Source organism: Amycolatopsis mediterranei (genome assembly GCF_026017845.1).
Classification (GTDB): Bacteria; Actinomycetota; Actinomycetes; order Mycobacteriales; family Pseudonocardiaceae; genus Amycolatopsis; species Amycolatopsis mediterranei.
In genome coordinates this window covers 8,181,938-8,198,737 of record NZ_CP100416.1, presented here as the reverse complement: position 1 = coordinate 8,198,737, position 16,800 = coordinate 8,181,938, and the positions used below count along the sequence as shown (strand labels likewise).

22 protein-coding genes are annotated in these 16,800 nt (G+C 68.1%); 17 read left to right on the top strand and 5 right to left on the bottom strand.

All coding sequences use genetic code 11. The features are described from left to right. Position 1: 1 nt before the first annotated feature. The 3 genes from ISP_RS36775 to ISP_RS36765 all read right to left on the bottom strand — a co-directional run bounded on the left by ISP_RS36775 (position 2) and on the right by ISP_RS36765 (position 1,429). A complete protein-coding gene (locus tag ISP_RS36775; RefSeq protein WP_230468509.1) occupies positions 2-364 on the bottom strand; it encodes a hypothetical protein in 363 nt (120 codons plus the stop codon). Between the two features lie 193 nt (positions 365-557). Further along, positions 558-1,100: a helix-turn-helix domain-containing protein gene (locus ISP_RS36770; protein WP_013228873.1), complete on the bottom strand. Its 543-nt coding sequence runs from the start codon at positions 1,098-1,100 to the stop codon at positions 558-560. After that, positions 1,097-1,429: a hypothetical protein gene (locus ISP_RS36765; RefSeq protein ID WP_013228872.1), complete on the bottom strand. Its 333-nt coding sequence runs from the start codon at positions 1,427-1,429 to the stop codon at positions 1,097-1,099. Before ISP_RS36765 ends, ISP_RS36770 begins: the two co-directional genes overlap by 4 nt. Before the next feature lie 247 nt (positions 1,430-1,676). On the opposite strand from ISP_RS36765, the gene ISP_RS36760 reads away from it, so the two are divergent. From ISP_RS36760 to ISP_RS36750, 3 genes are all read left to right on the top strand, one after another. Further along, positions 1,677-2,540, top strand: a complete 864-nt coding sequence (locus ISP_RS36760) for a helix-turn-helix domain-containing protein (protein WP_265049877.1) — start codon at positions 1,677-1,679, stop codon at positions 2,538-2,540. 21 nt (positions 2,541-2,561) lie between these two features. Further along, positions 2,562-2,753, top strand: coding sequence for a DUF397 domain-containing protein (locus tag ISP_RS36755; RefSeq protein ID WP_013228870.1), 192 nt, complete (start codon positions 2,562-2,564; stop codon positions 2,751-2,753). 385 nt (positions 2,754-3,138) lie between these two features. Further along, the gene (locus ISP_RS36750; protein ID WP_014467563.1) at positions 3,139-3,768 is read left to right on the top strand and encodes a prepilin peptidase; all 630 of its coding nucleotides are present in this window, start codon (positions 3,139-3,141) and stop codon (positions 3,766-3,768) included. Here ISP_RS36750 and ISP_RS36745 read toward each other — a convergent pair. Next, positions 3,763-5,433 carry a hypothetical protein gene (locus ISP_RS36745; protein ID WP_014868666.1) on the bottom strand — a complete coding sequence of 557 codons (1,671 nt, stop codon included), beginning with the start codon at positions 5,431-5,433 and terminating at the stop codon, positions 3,763-3,765. The genes ISP_RS36750 and ISP_RS36745 overlap by 6 nt on opposite strands. A gap of 185 nt (positions 5,434-5,618) precedes the next feature. Then, positions 5,619-6,071 (bottom strand): winged helix-turn-helix transcriptional regulator, encoded by a 453-nt coding sequence (locus ISP_RS36740; protein WP_013228868.1) that lies wholly within the window; start codon positions 6,069-6,071, stop codon positions 5,619-5,621. 152 nt (positions 6,072-6,223) lie between these two features. Here ISP_RS36740 and ISP_RS36735 point away from each other — a divergent pair, with 152 nt between their 5' ends. The 14 genes from ISP_RS36735 to ISP_RS36670 all read left to right on the top strand — a co-directional run bounded on the left by ISP_RS36735 (position 6,224) and on the right by ISP_RS36670 (position 16,791). Beyond that, positions 6,224-6,682, top strand: a complete 459-nt coding sequence (locus tag ISP_RS36735) for a helix-turn-helix domain-containing protein (protein ID WP_013228867.1) — start codon at positions 6,224-6,226, stop codon at positions 6,680-6,682. Next, on the top strand, positions 6,679-7,230 hold the full coding sequence (locus ISP_RS36730; RefSeq protein ID WP_013228866.1) for a hypothetical protein: 552 nt from the start codon (positions 6,679-6,681) through the stop codon (positions 7,228-7,230). The genes ISP_RS36735 and ISP_RS36730 overlap by 4 nt, the downstream gene beginning before the upstream one ends. Next, positions 7,227-8,351, top strand: coding sequence for an MAB_1171c family putative transporter (locus tag ISP_RS36725; protein WP_013228865.1), 1,125 nt, complete (start codon positions 7,227-7,229; stop codon positions 8,349-8,351). The genes ISP_RS36730 and ISP_RS36725 overlap by 4 nt, the downstream gene beginning before the upstream one ends. Next, positions 8,348-9,553, top strand: coding sequence for an FAD-dependent monooxygenase (locus tag ISP_RS36720; protein ID WP_013228864.1), 1,206 nt, complete (start codon positions 8,348-8,350; stop codon positions 9,551-9,553). Before ISP_RS36725 ends, ISP_RS36720 begins: the two co-directional genes overlap by 4 nt. A gap of 10 nt (positions 9,554-9,563) precedes the next feature. Further along, positions 9,564-10,052 (top strand): hypothetical protein, encoded by a 489-nt coding sequence (locus ISP_RS36715; RefSeq protein WP_014467561.1) that lies wholly within the window; start codon positions 9,564-9,566, stop codon positions 10,050-10,052. A 58-nt stretch (positions 10,053-10,110) separates the two neighbouring features. Further along, positions 10,111-10,275 carry a hypothetical protein gene (locus ISP_RS36710; RefSeq protein ID WP_014467560.1) on the top strand — a complete coding sequence of 55 codons (165 nt, stop codon included), beginning with the start codon at positions 10,111-10,113 and terminating at the stop codon, positions 10,273-10,275. A gap of 136 nt (positions 10,276-10,411) precedes the next feature. Further along, a complete protein-coding gene (locus ISP_RS36705) occupies positions 10,412-10,753 on the top strand; it encodes a DUF6355 family natural product biosynthesis protein (protein ID WP_320109488.1) in 342 nt (113 codons plus the stop codon). Positions 10,754-10,834: 81 nt separating this feature from the next. Beyond that, entirely contained in the window at positions 10,835-11,407 is a 573-nt protein-coding gene (locus ISP_RS36700; protein ID WP_230468507.1) for a hypothetical protein, read from the top strand. Positions 11,408-11,706: 299 nt separating this feature from the next. Beyond that, positions 11,707-12,288 (top strand): hypothetical protein, encoded by a 582-nt coding sequence (locus ISP_RS36695; protein ID WP_013228862.1) that lies wholly within the window; start codon positions 11,707-11,709, stop codon positions 12,286-12,288. Next, positions 12,285-12,950: an SAF domain-containing protein gene (locus ISP_RS36690; RefSeq protein ID WP_013228861.1), complete on the top strand. Its 666-nt coding sequence runs from the start codon at positions 12,285-12,287 to the stop codon at positions 12,948-12,950. Before ISP_RS36695 ends, ISP_RS36690 begins: the two co-directional genes overlap by 4 nt. Further along, complete coding sequence (locus ISP_RS36685) at positions 12,947-13,753, top strand: P-loop NTPase family protein (RefSeq protein ID WP_013228860.1); 807 nt, start codon at positions 12,947-12,949, stop codon at positions 13,751-13,753. Before ISP_RS36690 ends, ISP_RS36685 begins: the two co-directional genes overlap by 4 nt. Continuing rightward, positions 13,743-15,095: a CpaF family protein gene (locus tag ISP_RS36680; protein ID WP_013228859.1), complete on the top strand. Its 1,353-nt coding sequence runs from the start codon at positions 13,743-13,745 to the stop codon at positions 15,093-15,095. The genes ISP_RS36685 and ISP_RS36680 overlap by 11 nt, the downstream gene beginning before the upstream one ends. Continuing rightward, on the top strand, positions 15,092-15,943 hold the full coding sequence (locus tag ISP_RS36675; protein ID WP_013228858.1) for a type II secretion system F family protein: 852 nt from the start codon (positions 15,092-15,094) through the stop codon (positions 15,941-15,943). Before ISP_RS36680 ends, ISP_RS36675 begins: the two co-directional genes overlap by 4 nt. After that, positions 15,940-16,791, top strand: coding sequence for a type II secretion system protein (locus tag ISP_RS36670; RefSeq protein WP_013228857.1), 852 nt, complete (start codon positions 15,940-15,942; stop codon positions 16,789-16,791). Before ISP_RS36675 ends, ISP_RS36670 begins: the two co-directional genes overlap by 4 nt. The last annotated feature ends 9 nt before the right edge of the window (positions 16,792-16,800 follow it).

Below are 16,800 nucleotides of genomic sequence, written 5' to 3'. Positions count from 1 at the left end.
CTCATTCCGTGCGCAGGAGATGGCTCGGTGCCGCGACGATCCCGGCATCGATGTCGTCGGCGCGGGTGCGGAGCAGGTCGACCACTTCCTCGACCTTGTCCGCGAATTCGCGTTGTTGGCCCGGTGTCGCCGTACCGTCCGTCAGCTGGGTCCTGAGCACGGCGATCCGAGCTTCGACGGTCAGGAGGACCTCGACCAGCTTCTGCGTGGCGCGCGTCATGCCAACCCCGGATCGTACTGGTGGTCCGTCTGAACCGGACAGTCGGCGGAGCCCGACGAGGATTCGGCACAGCAGAACGAATTCGTGGTGCTCGGCAACCCGCAGGTCCGCTTCGGACGGCCAGGCGATCTCCGTCGACGGCACCGTCGTTCACCACCTCGTGGATCGGCGAGAGCGGACGTAACTCTGCGGGTTGCCCCAGGTCGGTGACATCCAGGCGGAACGGGGCGCCTCTTCGCTACGGTCGGAGTGCCGGGCCCAGCATCGCCCGGCACCGGCGGCTTCCTCCTCGCCCGTGGTTTCACTCCAGTCTCCACGGTGCCGGGGAGGAAGCCGCTCACCGCGGAAGCCCACGGACTTGGCCAAACGATTCGTCGTAGCATCGCCGGATCACCTCCCCGGGATCGATTCCCAAGCCACAGCAGAGGATCGCGAACGCGACGACGGGCATTGCGCGGCTGCCGCGCTCCCAGTGACCGAGGACGGCCGAGCTGTAGCCGACGCCGCACGCGGTGAGGAGGTCGGTTCTGGACCAGCCGCGCATCCTCCGTGCCGCTCGCAACTCGGTCGCGAGTGCGGCCAGGAACTGGTGTGTCGCGAGGGCGACGACGGTTCCTCGCGGTGAGTGAAGCGTCGAGGACTCGGCCTGACGTCCCGGACCGGCCAGGACTGTGCCGGTTTTCGCAAAATCGCTTACCCACCGCCGAATCGTCGTGGTTGACACGTTCGCACGTGCTGCCATGCCCGCCTGCGATTCGCCGTCGTACCAACGCTGCACGGCTTCCGCGCGGACGCGCGTGCCGCCGTCGGAGTCTTGCGCGGCGGCGGCAAGGGCGTACCGTTGCCGGCTGGTCAACTTAGGGCGGGTCGTCGGACTCACCGCGCGTCCTCATCGGCCCAGTCCAGTACCTCGAACAGAACCTCATCGGGTGCTCCCGTGATCGGTCCTCGAATCGGGAAGCTGCCGTGCTTGCCCCAGTCGCCCGGCGCGAACCTCGCGCCGATCGCCTGCATCGGGTTCTTGGCGGCCTCGATAACCACGACGTCGTCGTGGGTGCCCGCAGCTCGTCGGCCGATCAGTTCCTCGGGTTCGGCCGAACCGGGCGGACGACCCGTCCACTCCCAGCCGCGCTCGCGCGAAACTGCGATCGCGCCGCTGGCGCGCTCCCACGCCAGGGGCAGTTGGCCCCACTCATCCGGGCTGTTCATGGGTCCCTCCCGAGGCGGTGGTGCGGCGGCGGAGATGCGGGATAAGGCCCTGTCGGGGAAGGCCCTTGCTCCGCCGCCTGTCGTGGGCAGGCGTCGCCTGTGGATTAGTGCTGTGAGCACGATCGCGTAAATTTGCGTGTCATGCAAGTACTTGGCTCTGCAAATTTACATAGCCACTCGTTTGGGTTACCGTGCAACTTGGACGTGCTGTCGTAGGCTCGACGCCGACCGATCGAGAGAGGTGTCCGTGGCCGACGAGACCAAGGCGAAGACCGCTGGAGTTCGCATGCGGCGAATCGCGCGAACGATCCTTGCCTGGCGTACTGCGAGTGGTCAGGATCAGATGGAGGTCGCGAAGGCGGTCGGCTGGTCGAACGCGAAGCAGTCGCGGATCGAGACCGCCAAGCTGCCGATCACGCCGGCCGACGTCATGACGCTCGCCCTGCACTTCGGTCGCCCTGCCGAGGAACGCGACGCGCTGTTCCGCGACGCGCAGGCCGCGCAGAGTTCCCGCTGGCTGGACCAGATCTCCGCCGAGGCGTTCGCCGCGGACGTGCGCGAGTATGTGGCACTCGAGTCCGAGGCCAGTGAGGCGCGGATCTTCAAGATCGATGTCGTGCCCGGGCTGTTCCAGACCGAGGACTACGCCAGGGCCATCTCGATGCTGGGCTCCGCGCCCGACGACGAACGCCGCGAAGAGCGAGTGCAGGCGCGCATCCGGCGCCAGGCTCGGTTGCAGGACGAGGCACCGCTTCGCGTCCGGTGCGTGCTGACTGAAGCGGTGCTCAGACTCCAGGTCGGCGGTCGCGAAGCCTGGCTCGAACAGCTCCGGCGAATCGCCGACCTCATGGAGGTGCCCAACGTCGACATCCGGTTCCTGAAGAGCGAGAACGGCGCCTATCGCGCGATGGGCTATCCCTTCACCGTCCTGAGCTTCGACGACAGTGAGCCGGACATCGGCTACATCGAGCTGCTGCGGGCTGGCGTATACCTTGAGCAGGACACCGAGGTCCAGCCGTACGTCGAAGCCTTCGAAGAACTCTGGACGTCGGCGGAGGAGCCGGCCGAATCGCGTGAACTGCTGACGGAGATCATCGGAGCGGCCGGGTGATCAAAAGACTGGAGACAGACGTTGGACGAGACGCAACTGCCGGAGGCGGTGTGGCGGAAGAGTAGCTACAGCGGCGAAGGTGGCAATGAATGCGTCGAGGTGGCGATCCTCGGCGACAGCGCTGCGGTCCGTGACTCGAAGGACCCGCAGGGCGGGTTCTTCGTCGTGTCGGACGCCGGCTGGTCGGCTTTCCTGACCACCGTCACGAAGTAGTCAAAGGTAAAGCGGGCGGGTTCCGGGGCTGGCCGGGCCCGCCCGCACTGCGTCGCCATCGAACGCACGTTCTACTCGTCTGATAGGTTCGTCGCGCCGAGGTCGGGATCGCTGTGTCAGGAGGTCGCTGTGGCGTGGTTGCTGAGGGAACGAGCTACCGGCCGGGAGTGGCGCATCGGCGACAGCGACCTCGCGTGGGAGGCCGGCGGCTACGACACCGTGCGGTTCGAGCTCCACGTCCTCGACGAGGACGTCACTGGAGCTCCTGACGGCCTACCCGCCAGTCGCGTGGCCTCAGCCTGCGGAAGGTGAAGCTCGGGCGATCTCGTCGCCCGGCGCCTAAGATGATCATCTCGGATCTTCTGATCATGGGGTGGGGTGCCGGATGGCGGGGATGGTTCGGCTTGCCATCGGGCTGGTCGCGTCGCTGGCGCTCACCCCGCTGATCGTTCGCCTTCTGCGCCGGTCGACCCGCAGGAGATTGCAGCGCTGGTTCGTCCTGGAGATCGCCGTTGTTGTCGTGGCTGCCGGGGCACTGGTTGCGCTCTGGAGGCCGGACGCGATCGCGTTGGGCGCGGCTTTCGTCGTCCTGGGGATCCCGGCCGCGGCGGTCGACGCCGTCGAGCACCGCATCCCGGACCGGCTCAGTCTGCCGCTGTGCGGCGCGAGCATCTTGGCGGCCGTCGGTGCCGCGATCGCCGGGCACGACGTCGGAAGTGGTTTGCGAGCCCTCGCCGGTGGCGCGGTCTGGGGCGCGGCGCTGCTGGTTTCCTATCTGGTGACCGGCCAGCCGGGTCCGGGCGACGTCAAGCTCACTCCCAGCGTCGGCATCCTGCTCGGCTGGTTCGGTTGGGCATGGGTCCTCGGCGGCTTCCTTGCGGCGTACATCCTCACGGCCGTGGCGGGAGTCGTTGGCGTCCTGCTTCGCCGGTACTCGTTCCGCGAGGGCCAGGTGCCGATGGGACCGTCGATGATCGTGGTCGCGTTCGCGGGCGCCACGCTGGCCCAGCTATGAACCGGCAAGGCGAGATCTGCTCTTGACGAACCGAAGAAGCTCGCCAAGCCCTACCGCTTTGCGGAGCTCGCCCTTTACGATCGCTGTCGTTTCGGGCGCTCTGGAAAACATCACGTGGGGTGTCACGACCACACCGAGGATTTCGTCGAAGGCGCTGAAGTCATAATTGTCGCCCACCGGATGTCGTCGCACCGTCGCGATCACCTGGTCCCACTGCCGAACGGCCTCGTTCAGGCGTTGCTCAACGTTCCGGACGACGGAGTACTCGCCGGCGGCGTACCGCTCGGTATGTGGCATGTTCTTGCAGCTGACCAGGAGAAGGGCTCGGCCATGCTGGCCGATCGCGTCGACATCGGTCAACTTCTTCGAGGTCAACTTCAGGTCACGGCCCCGCAGTGTTGCCATTCTCTCCGTCGGACGCCAGCTGCTTCGATCCAGAGCGTCCTGGACGAAGAGTTCGAATTCATCCGAGATGACGTTGACGACATCCCCGCCGAGGTCGCGGGGCATGGTGACCATGTGCACCAATCTCTGCGTGGCAGCGTGGAGGTCCACCACGACCTGCTGACCGCCGGCGCGGAGGACCGGGCCAGGCTGGAAGGGCCAGCACACCGGGCCGATCTCACTTATCCTCGCGAGGGCCTCCTCGCCAGTTCGCGGAACACTGCCCCGAAACATTGCTTCGAGGTCTCCTCTGGACAACTCCAGTTTCCAATCGAGCGCTCTGATCAGCCCCTCGCGTGGCAGTGTCGTGTAACCGACCTTGGGAACTCCGACGCCCATGTGGAAACCGTCCCGCACGAGCACGTACATCAGACCTTGCAGCAGGAGGACCAGGCTGGGCAAAGCGTCGGGCCACCACTGGCGAGTGTCGTCGGCGACCCGGTCGAGCGCCCGGCGGAGGTCGTCCAGTGAGGTCGGCCAAAAGACGAACTGCCCTCTGACCTGGGCTGGAATGCTGTCCGTGGGCTGACCGAGCCAACTCGGTACGACCGGCCAGAGACCCGGCAGACTCGCCACGGTGAGGAGAAGGCCCATCGAGGGGACGCTTCGATCAAGTGAACGAAGTCCTTGCAGCCAGGTGCCGCCGGGATCCTCGGCCACGCGCTCGTCATACTGCTCGATCGAATCCTCAAGTAGGGGATCTCCGACCGGCTCTGGGAGCCGGTCAACGTGGACAGTGAACCTGGTGCCCTTCCCAGCGCGCCGTATCCAGGCGTGGCACTGGGACATGGCGACCGCGAGTGATGCCATCCGTGCGACAGGCCTTAAAGCGATCTCGTCCGTCGGATACACCACGGCTCCGTCGACGAAACCTCGCTGCATGTCGTCCGTCTTGTCTGACAGGCCGGTGAGTGTTTCGGCCAAGCCGTGGTCGGCAGGTGCGGTGGTAGACAGGTGGCCGGCGAAGTACTCGCGGGAAATCCGGCGGAAATACCAAAGCCAACCGGCCGGAGAGTAGATCTGCGCGCGTACCCGCGCCTCGGCCTCCAGCCGACTGCACACATTGCGGAGGTACTCGGTGGCGGCTGCCGGTTCCAGGATCACGCCGGCCTGATAGCCGCGCGGCAGAAGGAGCAGGAAGCTCCTGCGAACCCGTTCCTGCTCTCTCGGCCACACGCTTTCGAACGCGCGGGAGACTGCGTAGATCGTCGGATCGTTCACTTCCACGTCAGTATCGGGAGGTCGCGATCGACTCTCACCCGCTGAAGCCTCGCTAGTAGGCATGGTGCACGCTCCACAAAATCACCGTCGATGAAGCTGTCGCCCGGAGCGATCTTCGTGTTACGAGCGAATGGCACCTCGGGCCGGATCCGCGACAGACCGAGGCAATGGGACGCCAATCGGCATCAGGCCGAGCGGCGAGCGCCGTCCGAGTCATCGCGACGGCGATGGCGTGCCTGGTCGACGATGTCCGGGTGCCTGCTGACCCAATCGGCCAGCGGCTGCATGGCGTCGAGCGCCTCCCGGGTCGCCGGCGCCAGCGAGTAGACGACCGATGGCGGGAACACCCCGGGCTCCTGATCGCGGATTATGAGGCGGTCGGCCGTCATGGTCTTCAACGTGCGCGTCAGCACGCTGGCGTGCAGCACCCGCGGCCGTCCGGACCAGTTGTTCGCCGCCGCGGCGTGGTTCAGCGTGCCGACCATGCCGAGCAGTTCGGTGTAGTGCTTCGGGCCGCTCTTCAACGCCAGCAAGATCGCCGTCATCCAGTCGCCGCCGAAGAGCTGCCTCGCATCGTGCAGCTTGCGCAGCCGCTCGGCGTCCTCGGCGGTGATCTCTTGTGAGCTCGGTCGAGTCATCGTCCCCTCCCCGGTTCGATCACCCCAGGCTGTTGATCTTAAGTTTCTGCAGGTGGCGTCTCAACTATCGACGAGACATTCACCTGATCAGGCCTTAATCTGAGTTAAAGCGCCTGGTGGGCGGTACCGTCGAAGGGAGCTGAGGAGGGGTGATGGCTGAACGTCCCGCGCGTGACTTCGCGGACAAGCTGAACCACCTGTTTGCCGTCACGAAGTCTCCGGAGGGCGACGAGTACAGCAACGACTTCGTCGCGGACTCCATCACGGCCGCGGGTACGAAGATCTCCGGCACCTACGTCTGGCAGCTTCGGAAGCGGAAGCGGGACAACCCGACGATCAAGCACGTCGAGGGGTTGGCCAAGTTCTTCGGCGTCCCGTTCAACTACTTCTTCGACGACGACGTGACCGACCGCGTTGACCAGCAGCTGCGCGACCTCGCAGCGGAGCAGGAACGTCTCAAGGCCCAAGCTGGTGCCCCGGAAGCACAGCTCATCGCGATGCGGGCCGGTGAGCTGACCCCGGGCCGACGTCAGCTCGTGATGGATCTTCTCGACGTCGTCTACCGCGATCAGCAAGCAGAGCAGGAGCGGAGCCGGGGAGGGGAGGGATGAGCGAGCGGGCGCTCCGGCGGCGGTGCCGGCGGTTGCTGAACGAGTTGGACATCCACCCGCCGCTGGACGTCGTGGAGCTGTGCCGGCGCGTCGGTGATCAGCGGGGAAAGCCGATCCGCCTGCTGGCACACCCGATCCCGGTGCCGGGTCCGTTCGGCGTGTGGATCAGCACGCGCCCGGCGGACTACATCCTGTACCAGAGCGAAACCAGCGGGCCGCACCAGAACCACATCATCCTGCACGAGCTCGGACACCTGCTGGCAGGTCACCAGAGCGACCCGTGCGACGACAAGCTGCTCGCCGAGCTCTACCCGGACATGACGACGGACAGCCTGCGCGAGCGGTACCCGGACCTGGAGCCGGACGCTGTTCGCCGCGCGCTGCGGCGAACCTCGTACGACACCGAGCAGGAACGCGAGGCCGAGACCACCGCGACGATCGTCCTGGAGTGGGCCTCGGTTCTCGACCACGTCGTCGTCAGCGGGGGCTCGAGCGGCGCGGCGCGGCGGATGGGCGCCGCGCTCGAAGACCGGTTGGGCTGGCTGTGAAACCACTGATCGCCGCGTACGGCATCGTGTCGGCCGTCGTGCTGCTCTGGCTGGTGCTGAGGCTGGTCCGGAATCCCGGCAACGCCGCGCTTCGCAGCGTGACAGCGCTGGTGGCCTGCCTGGCGGTTGCGTTCCCGTTCGGCGCCGCGGCCGACAACGGCGCCCGGGTGGCCGGGCTGCCGCCGATGATCTCGCGGTTGACCCAGCACGGTGTTCTGCTGGTCGGGGTCTACTGCCTGGTGTGCTTTTTCCTGTTCTCCGCGCGAGAGCGGCCGGTCGCGCGGCGACGGGCCGTCTGGTACGCGCTTCCGCTGCTCGCGGCGGAGGTGGCACTCGTCGTCGCCGCGCTGGCGACGCCAGCCTCCGCCCGGACCAACGACCAGTCGGTGCCCAGCGTGGCGATCTTCTTCATCGCCGCGGACGTGTTCATGGCGATCGGCTTCGCTGCGGCGGCGGTGTGGGCCTGGCGGTTCGCGCGCGAGGCGGTCGGCAGGCTGGCTCGAGGACTGCGCATCGCGGCCATCGGCCTGGTGGTCATCGTCGTGGCGAACTGCGTCTTCGTGCCGGCGATCGTGCTGACCTTGGTTTACGACGTCGGCGTCGCGGAGAGGCCCGGATCCGCGGGGACGGTGATGGGTGCGCTCGCCGCCACCTTTTTGCTGATGCCTGGCGTACTGCTGTTCTTGGCCGGAGTCACCTATCCGGCTGCGGTGACCAGGTGCGGTGCGGTGCGGATCTGGTCGCGGCACCGAAGTGGGTATCGGCAGCTGGCTCCGCTGTGGACGGCGTTGCACTCGCGGTTTCCGGACGACGCACTGGATCGCGTTCCGGCGGCACCTTGGCGTGACGTGCTTCGCCTTCGGGGGACGCATCGTCGGTACTACCGCCGGGTCGTCGAGTGCCGCGACGGGCTGGTCCGGATCAGCCCGTACCTGGCGCGGACCGATGCCACGGCCGACCTGCCGAGCCGCCTGGAGCAGGCGCTGGCCGCGCACGCGGCCGGTGAACCGGCTGACGTGAAGGCGGTTCCGGTGGCGCTTCCGGAGGGCGAGGGACTGGACGCCGACGTGCGCGAGCTGATTCAGCTGGCGCGGGGCCTGGAGACGAGGGGAGCGGGATGACCAAGGCGTTGATCATCGGCGGAGGCATCGCGGGGCCGGTCGCGGCGATGGCGCTCCAGAAGGCGGGTATCGACTCCGTTGTCTACGAGGCATACCCGGAAGGTGCAGACGACGTCGGCGCTTTCATGACGATCATGAACAACGGCTTTGACGCGCTGCACGCCATCGATGCCGACAAGCCGGTGCTGGAGGCGTCGTTCCCGGCCGACCGAGCGTTGTTCTGGAGCGGATCGGGCAAGCTGCTGGGTGAAGCGCCCATCGGCGGCGGCTCGACCGGCGCGTACGGGCCGCACACGATCAAGCGGGCCGAGCTGTACCGGGTGCTGCACGACGAGGCCGTGCGCCGCGGGATCAAGATCGAGCACGACAAGCGGCTCGACGACGTGGACACCGACCTCGATCAGAGCGTGGCGGCGGTCTTCGCGGACGGCACCCGCAGAGAAGGCGACCTGCTGATCGGCGCCGACGGCATCCACTCGGCGACCCGCGTGCTCATCGAACCGGACGCGCCCGAGCCGCGCTACACCGGGACGGTCGTGCTGTGCGGCTATGCCAGGCGGGCGCCCGTCGATCCGGTGCCGGGCGTGTACCGGATGATCTACGGCAAGCGGGTCTTTTTCGCCTACACGACCGCGCCCACCGGTGAGACATGGTGGTTCGTGAACCTGCCAGGCCCGGAGATGAGGAAAGCCGAGTTGGCGGAGACGTCGCTCGAGGGCTGGAAGAGGCAAGCCACGGTGCTGCTTCGGGGAGACCGGTCGCCGGCGTCTGCGATTGTCGAAGCGTCGGAGGAGATCCGGGCAAGCAACGGGTACGACATCGCGTCCACCCCGACCTGGCATACGGGCCGGATGATCGTCATCGGCGACGCGGCGCACGCCGCGGCGCCGAATGCCGGACACGGCGCGTCGATGGCGATGGAGGACGCCATCGTCCTGGCGAAGTGCCTGCGCGACGTGCCGGACGTCGCCGACGCGTTCCGAATCTATGAAGGGCAGCGCCGGGAGCGAGTCGAGCGCTTGGTGGCGACCAGCGCTCGGATGGGCGGCACGGCAACTCCGGGGCCGGTCAAGCGGATTCTCCGCGACATGGCGATCCGCAAGCGTCTCAAGGGCGGGCCGCGGAACACGGCGGTGTGGCTGACCCAGCACCACATCGACTGGGAAGCGAATTACGGCTGTGTGAGGCGTCACCGAAGCTGAGCTTCTGTCCATGGCGGAAGCGTCGGCGGACGACACGGATTCGGGCGAGACCGAGGAGGAGAGCAGCTCGTCCGAAGGCGCCGAATCCCCGGTGGAAGACCGACCTGTGGGAACGAAGCGTCGGTCCTTTGCGCTCAAGGGCTTACTCGTCGGCCTGCTGACGTTCGTCGGCTTGGTGGCAACGACCGTGGCCGGCGTGTATGCCGCTGTTTACACGGTCACCCCGGACCTAAGACCTCGCGAAAAGCTCGGCGCCACTATCGACCACATCGCGGTCGAACATGCCGTCGACTACACCGGCTATCTGCAGAGGATGGGCGACACTGACACGACCCGGCCACAGAACGTCAGTCCGATGCCAGGCGACATGGTTTTCGTTCGCGTGTCGCTTCTCGGCTACAAGGACCGGAGCTACGGGTTGCAAATCCAGCTCCTCGACGAGCGAGGAGTCCAACTGCCGCCGCGCGAGGGCACTCCCCCTCCAACAGACGCAGGGTAGCTGCGAAGACCTCAGCCCGAAAGCTGACGAGGACGGCATCACGTGGCGCTGCTGGGCGGTGACGCCGACCCCTGGCACGAAGTACCGCATCCGCGCCGAATTGTTCGACTACGGTCTGTCCGCGGACCTCGCCGAAGGCACGATCACCGGCCGTAAACCGTTGCTGGACTTCAGGGAAACCGATCTCTTCACGGCGGTCGACTTCTGCCTTGATCGCCCATGAGGTCGCTGACAAGGTGAAATCACGGCTATTTCCCATGCGTACCTCAAAGTCCGCGTCATGCACCGTTTGCAGTGCGTGGGACGTCCGCCGGTAGACCGGATCCATAGCAAGAACATGGACTGGTTTGGAGGACGGAATGTCAAACTCGAAAATATTTCGCGGGGCAGGTCGGATCATTAGCGCGGCCTCAGCGGTGATCGCCATGTTCGGATGCGTCTCCGTGTCGGCTGCCGATGCAGCTGTCCCGCACACGATGGCGGAACACTGCGGGTATCTGGAATGGGGACAGTACCGTCACTGTGACGGCGGGACGGGTTCCACTGTCATGCTCGACGTCCAAGACGTCTGGGGGAACATCTATCACTACTGCGTCGGGCCAGGCGTGACGGACCTGCAGCCGGTCATCAGATGGCGCGTGACCGGCGCGTGGTGGAACGGTGGCGTGGGTTGCGCCCCCGGATACTACGGCCCGGCCTGACACATCCGAGTGAACAGATCAACGTCGTCGCGCTCTGCCGGTTTGATGGCCATATCAACGGTCGTCAGAGAGGTTTGAACAATGACGGAAAGCTGGTTGTCCGTAGTGGCGCTCGTTCTCGTTTCGGCCGGATTGGTCAGTTGTGCGGGGGATACGCAGGGAACGGCGCCGAGTGCGTCACCTTCCAGCGTCTCGCTTCCGCCGGATCCGAAAAGTCCCGACGATGATGCCGCTCAGTCCGCGTTGGCCGCCTACGAGTCGTACTGGCAGATCAGTGAACAAGCCGGGCATTCTCCACGCGGGAAGGATTGGCGGCCGGAGCTGGCGAAGGCGATGGCCGATCCGGCGCTGACGGACTACGTGAACGAGGTCGCCAACCTCGTGTCCGTTCCGGCGCACGTCGTCGGCCGGTACGGGCGGGCGCCGAAGGCGACCACGGTGTCGCTCGGCCGGCCGCCGAGGGTGGTCATCACCGACTGCCTCGACGCCACCGACGTGCACCTGGTCAGCGACAAGGCCGGTGAGACCGGCCGAAATCTCGATAATCCGGCTCAGCCGCGGCGATACGAATTCGAGGCCCAGGTCGTCCAGTACCCGGACGCCGATCGGTGGCTGGTTCAGCAAGTTCAACCACGTCTGGAGAAACGATGCTGAAGGGAAGCTGTGTCCTTGCGGCCGGCCTCGTCGCGGCGGCTGTGCCCGCGGTGGCGTATGGCCAGGCAGGCACAGGCCAATGCGAGTCGGCCGGCACCCGCGGGATCTGCTGGGTGGCGGCCACCGACCCGGGGCGGCCCGGCGGCACGGCGGCAGGCGATAAGCCGCAGCGCGGGACAGGCCCGGGCCACCAAGCTGGCGCATCCGGAGGGCCGCGGCCGTCCTGCGTGGACCAGCCGTGGACTCCTCCGCCCGCCGGTGACCCGCTGTGGGGTGGACACTCGCCGTCAGAAGGCTCGTTGAAGCTCCTGATCTGCCAGGGCGGTGGTGCCCTGCAGGGATGGCCGCGGGTGGTGTTCGCCCCGAACGGACAGCCGGTCGTCGTCCCGCAAGTGTCGCCGGCGGCGCTGGCCGAGCAGGCCATCTCGGAGATGGGGTTGTCGGCCCCGGACATCCGGCTCGCTCCGCCGGCGGATTCGCCGCACGGCGCGACGATCGGCTTCCCGGTCTGGATGTGGACCGCCCGCCGCGAGGCCACGGTGGGCCCGGTGACGCGGACCGCGAGTGCCGGCTCGATCACGGTCACCGCCACGGCCACCTTGGCCAAGATCGACTGGTCGATGGGGGACGGGATCACGGTCAGCTGTCCGGGGCCGGGCGCCGAGTTCACCGACGGCCTGGCCGGACAGCCGTCACCGACGTGCGGCCACGTCTACCGCGACCTCGTCGCCGGGGGAGTGGCTGGGATCGACGCGACGAGCCGGTGGGAGATCCGCTGGTCGGGCGGTGGGCAGAGCGCGTTCCGGACGATGGCGCTGACCTCGTCGGCGCAACTGCCGGTCCGGGAGATCCGAACCCTGAACACCCGGGGCCCGCGATGACCACGCGGGTGCAGCCGCTGCGCGGCGTTCCCGACGCTCCACCTCCGGCACCGGTTCCGCTCCGGCCGCCGCGACGACGCCGCTCCAAGCTGCTCGTCCTGCTCGGCCTAGTGCTGTCCGCGCTCTCCGCTGCCGGGGTCGTGTGGGTCTTCCGCGCGACCGACGAGGCAGTGGCCGCGGTCGGCGTCGCCCGGCCGGTCCGGTACGGCGAGGTCATCACCGCCGATGCCTTGCGCGAGGTCCAGGTCCGGCCCGACCCCGGTGTCCGGCCGTTGCCGTGGGATCGGCGGTTCGACGTCGTCGGCCGGACGTCCCCGACCGACCTGCAGCCGGGCGAGATCGTGACGCCCGACGCGGTGACGGACCCGGCCATCGTCCCGGGCGCCGGGCAGCAGCTGATCGGTGTGCCAGTGAAGCCGGGGCAGCTGCCCGCGGCGCCGTTGCAACCTCGCCAGCCGATCCTTCTTGTTCCCGCTGGTGTCGCGGGAACCGCTGCCGAGGCGTGGGCGCCGGTTCGCGGTGCGGTGATCAGCGTGAGCGACCGCGACGCGACCTCGACGCAGGTGATCGACGTCGTCGTGCCGGAGGCGAACGGCGTCCAGTTGGCATCCCGGGCCTCGGCCGGCGGTGTCGCGATCGTCGTGTTGCCGAAGGACCGGTGATCGACGTGTTGATCTCCTTCATCTCGGTGAACGGCAGCCCCGGCGTTTCGACGGCGGCACTGGCTCTGGGCTGGGTCTGGCCGCGGCACGCCGTCGTCGCCGAGTGCGACCCGGCGGGCGGGCGCGCGCTCAGCGTGTTCGACCCCGACGGCACCCACGGAAAGACCGGCGTGTTCGAGCTGATGCTGCAGGCGCGGACCATGCCGCTGCACCGGGCGATGTCGAGCCAGCTGCGCGTCCTGCCGGACGGCACCGGCCGCCATCATCTCCTGCCCGGCGTGGGTTCTCCGCGGGAAGCCTGCAGCCTGGATTGGCGCCGGCTGACGTCGTTGTTCCTCGACCTGGAGACCGTCGACGTCCTCGCCGACTGCGGCCGGTTCCACAGCCGGGCCACCGCGGCCGCGGTGTTGTCGGAGGCTGACCTGGTCGTGGCGGTCGTGTGCAACTGTCGCGGTTCGCTGCAAGCGCTTGCGAAGGCTGTGGACGTGATCCGGGAGGAGCACGGCGTCTTCGACCACGATGGACTCGTGGTCCTGGTCGCTGATCCGGACCCGCGGATCTACCAGCGCTATCCGCACGGCGAGATCGGGAAGGAACTCGGCCTGCACGTCGTCGGTGCGCTGCCGTGGGACCCGGTGACTGCGGCGCAGTTCTCCGACCTGCACCGGCCTGGCCGGAGGTTCGAGACGTCGCCGCTGCTGACCCACGCCCGGAAGACGGCCGGCGAGGTCGGCCGCCGCGCGATGGAGCGGATGAGCTGGCTGCGAAAGCCACACCCGGTGGTGAACGACCATGTCCGTTGACCTCGCCGCGTTCGCCGGCATCGACGAGATCGTCGAGCGGGTGCAGCAGCGCCTGGCGCCGCTCGTGCAACAGAAGATCGCGTCAGGGGAGCGGGACGAGCGTGCGATCGCGGAGATCCTGCTCGACGACGCCCTCGCAACGGTCATCAAGGAGTGGGCCGGGTCCGGCCGCCCGTTCCTCGACGTCGAACAGGAGCAGGCAGTCCGGTCCAGCGTGCTGGCGGAGATGTTCGGCCTCGGCCGCCTGGAGACTTTGCTGGCCGATGACGAGGTGGAGAACATCGACATCATCGGCTGCGACCCGGTGTGGCTGTCCTACCACGACGGTCGCGTGGGCCGGGCGCCGCGGATCGCACCGACCGACCAGGCGGTCGTGCAGTGGTTGCAGCGAATCGCCGCCCGGATGGGCCGTACCGAGCACACGATCAACGACGCGCGTCCGCTGCTGAACATGGAGCTGCCGGGCGGGGAGCGGCTGGCTGCGGCGATCGGCGTCACCGACCGGCCGCACGTCTCGATCCGCCGGCACCGGCTGCCCACCGCTGGCCTGGAAGAGCTGCGACAGCGCGGGATGCTGTCGACGGCTCAGCTGGCGCTGCTGCGTGCGGCGGTCCGCGCCGAGAAGAACATCGTCATCTGCGGGCGGCAGAAGGCCGGGAAGACGACGCTGCTGCGGGCGTTGTGCTGGGAGGTCCCGGCGACCGAGCGCTTCGCGACGCTGGAGACGGAGTTCGAACTCGGTCTGCACCGGCATCGCGAGCGGTTTCCCGCGGTGGTCGCGTTCGAAGAGCGGGAGGGCAACACCGAGCGGTGGGAGAACGGCCGGCCGGTCGGCGGGGTGGATCTTCCGCGGCTGGTCTGGCAGTCGCTGCGGATGCACACCGCGCGTACGGTCGTCGGCGAGGTCCGTGGCGGCGAAATTGTCCCGATGCTCAACGCGCTAGCCGCGGGTGGCGCCGGGTCGCTGTCCACGCTGCACGCGCGCAGCGCCGCGCAGGCCATCCACCGCATGGTCCTGCTGTGCCTGGAGACGAACGCGGCCTGGACACCCGAGTTCGCCTACGAGGTCGTCGCGAACACCATCGACCTGATCGTGCATCTCGACCTCGTGCACCAACCCGGCCGCCTCGATCGCCACGTCGCCGAAATCGTGTCCATCGAACCCGGGGAGTACGGGCGCCCAGCCCGCACGCACCTGTTCGCTTCAGCCGACGGCTTACGTTCCGCGCCGACCGGGAACCTGCCGACCGACATCGAGGACTACGAGCGCGGAGGCTTCGACCGGACCTGGCTGACCAGCGGCGGCGACGGCGGCTGGCTGACCGATCGGAGCCGACGATGACCGAGTTCATCCTGACCGTGGCAGGCGCCGGAGCGGGCCTGGGAATCACCCTCGTTGCCCTCGGCATCTACGGACGCGAACCGAATGACATGCCGGCCTTCCGCCATGGCCGACGGTGGCTCCTGGGCCGACGCGGCAGTTCGGCGCGGTGGGGGCTGGCTTGCGGTGCGGGTGCGCTGGTCTGGCTGGTCAGCGGCTGGCCGGTCGCCGGGATCGCCCTCGCGGTAGCGGGCGCGTTCCTGCCGTGGCTATTCGGCGCGGGGAAGCTCGCCGAGCAGCGAATCGAGCGGCTGGAAGCACTCGAGGATTGGCTGCGCGGCCTCGCGGACGTCCTGCGCGCCGGCAACGCGGGCCTCGTCGGCGCCCTGCTGGACTCGGCCAACGACGTGGCGCCCGCGATCCGCGCCGAGGTGACCACGCTCGGACAGCGGCTGCGCACCTGGGACGTCGCCGGCGCCCTGCTGCAGTTCGCCGACGACGTCGACGACCAGATCGGCGACGCTGCGGCGGCCGGCCTGTGTGTCGCTCACCAGCAAGGGACCGGTACTGCCGAGTTGCTGACCACCTTGGCTCGGCAGGTCGCCGCCGATGTGGCGGCGCGACGGGGCGCGGAGACCGAACGCGCCCGGCGGCGGTCCGCCGCGCGGATCCTGCTCGGGCTCTGGGCGGTGATGTTCGTCGGCTTCGCCGCCTTCGGCAGCGACAGCTACACCTCGGTCTACAGCTCAGTAGGTGGGCAGCTGGTGCTGGCCGTGGTGCTGGGTGTCGTTGGCGTCGCGGTCGTCTGGTTGCGTCGCCTTGGCGTCGAGCCACCGGCGCCGCGGTTCCTTCTTCGGGACCCGTCATGAGTACCGAAGCGGTGCTGATCGTCCTGGCGATCACGGCGGCGATCGGCGTGATCCTGGTTGTGGCGGCCTTCGCACCGACACGGCCACGCCTCGCGGATGTACTCCACGAAACTCCGCGCGGCTCGGATGGTCTGCTCGACGCCGTCGTCGTGCGTGCCGACCGGATGAAGCTGACCGCGAAGCCCACGGATCTCGCGCTGGTCGGACGGTCGCGTGAGTCCTTTGTGGTCCAGCGCGTGGGCTTCCTGCTCGGCGGTGCACTGTGGATCCCCGTCCTAACCACCGTGCTGGCGCTGGTCGGAGCCGCACCGCCGATCGTGCTGACAGGCGCGGCGTCAGTGGGCGGTGCGGTCGTCGGCTGGCAGCTTCCCGTGGTGATGCTGAAGAGCAAGGTCAAGCACGCACGAGCGGCGTTCTCCGGCGCGCTGGCCGCCTACTGCCGGCTCGTCGCGCTGGGACGGCTCGGCGACCGCGGTCCGGTGGAGGCACTGCGCTACCCGGCCATGCTCGGCACCGGCTGGGCATTCCGGCGGATCAAGCTGGCCATCGACGAAGCCGTCCTCCGCGGCCGGATGCCCTGGGCCGGCTTCGCCGAGCTGGCCGAGGAAACCGGCGTCCGCGAGCTAAAGGACATCGGGCACATCATCGCGAGCGCCGGCCAGGACGGCGCCAGCATCGTCGACACCCTCCGCGCCAAAGCCGCCGCCCTGGACGAAAAGCAGCTCGCCGACCGCAAGACCGGCTCGTCGGTCCGCTCGGACCGCATGGACATGCCCGTCGCCCTGCTCGGCCTGGCCTTCATCGCCTTCCTCGCGTTCCCCGGCCTCTACCTGATGCTCCACACCTGAAAGGGAGAA

Excerpts from the sequence above, each read along its gene's own strand:
- ISP_RS36765 (WP_013228872.1), bottom strand. The coding sequence starts at position 1,429 with ATGAACAGCCCGGATGAGTGGGGCCAACTGCCCCTGGCGTGGGAGCGC.
- ISP_RS36680 (WP_013228859.1), top strand. The coding sequence starts at position 13,743 with ATGTCCGTTGACCTCGCCGCGTTCGCCGGCATCGACGAGATCGTCGAG.
- ISP_RS36675 (WP_013228858.1), top strand. The coding sequence starts at position 15,092 with ATGACCGAGTTCATCCTGACCGTGGCAGGCGCCGGAGCGGGCCTGGGA.
- ISP_RS36670 (WP_013228857.1), top strand. The coding sequence starts at position 15,940 with ATGAGTACCGAAGCGGTGCTGATCGTCCTGGCGATCACGGCGGCGATC.
- ISP_RS36730 (WP_013228866.1), top strand. The coding sequence starts at position 6,679 with ATGAGCGAGCGGGCGCTCCGGCGGCGGTGCCGGCGGTTGCTGAACGAG.
- ISP_RS36735 (WP_013228867.1), top strand. The coding sequence starts at position 6,224 with ATGGCTGAACGTCCCGCGCGTGACTTCGCGGACAAGCTGAACCACCTG.
- ISP_RS36700 (WP_230468507.1), top strand. The coding sequence starts at position 10,835 with ATGACGGAAAGCTGGTTGTCCGTAGTGGCGCTCGTTCTCGTTTCGGCC.
- ISP_RS36715 (WP_014467561.1), top strand. The coding sequence starts at position 9,564 with ATGGCGGAAGCGTCGGCGGACGACACGGATTCGGGCGAGACCGAGGAG.
- ISP_RS36720 (WP_013228864.1), top strand. The coding sequence starts at position 8,348 with ATGACCAAGGCGTTGATCATCGGCGGAGGCATCGCGGGGCCGGTCGCG.
- ISP_RS36750 (WP_014467563.1), top strand. The coding sequence starts at position 3,139 with ATGGCGGGGATGGTTCGGCTTGCCATCGGGCTGGTCGCGTCGCTGGCG.
- ISP_RS36705 (WP_320109488.1), top strand. The coding sequence starts at position 10,412 with ATGTCAAACTCGAAAATATTTCGCGGGGCAGGTCGGATCATTAGCGCG.
- ISP_RS36740 (WP_013228868.1), bottom strand. The coding sequence starts at position 6,071 with ATGACTCGACCGAGCTCACAAGAGATCACCGCCGAGGACGCCGAGCGG.
- ISP_RS36690 (WP_013228861.1), top strand. The coding sequence starts at position 12,285 with ATGACCACGCGGGTGCAGCCGCTGCGCGGCGTTCCCGACGCTCCACCT.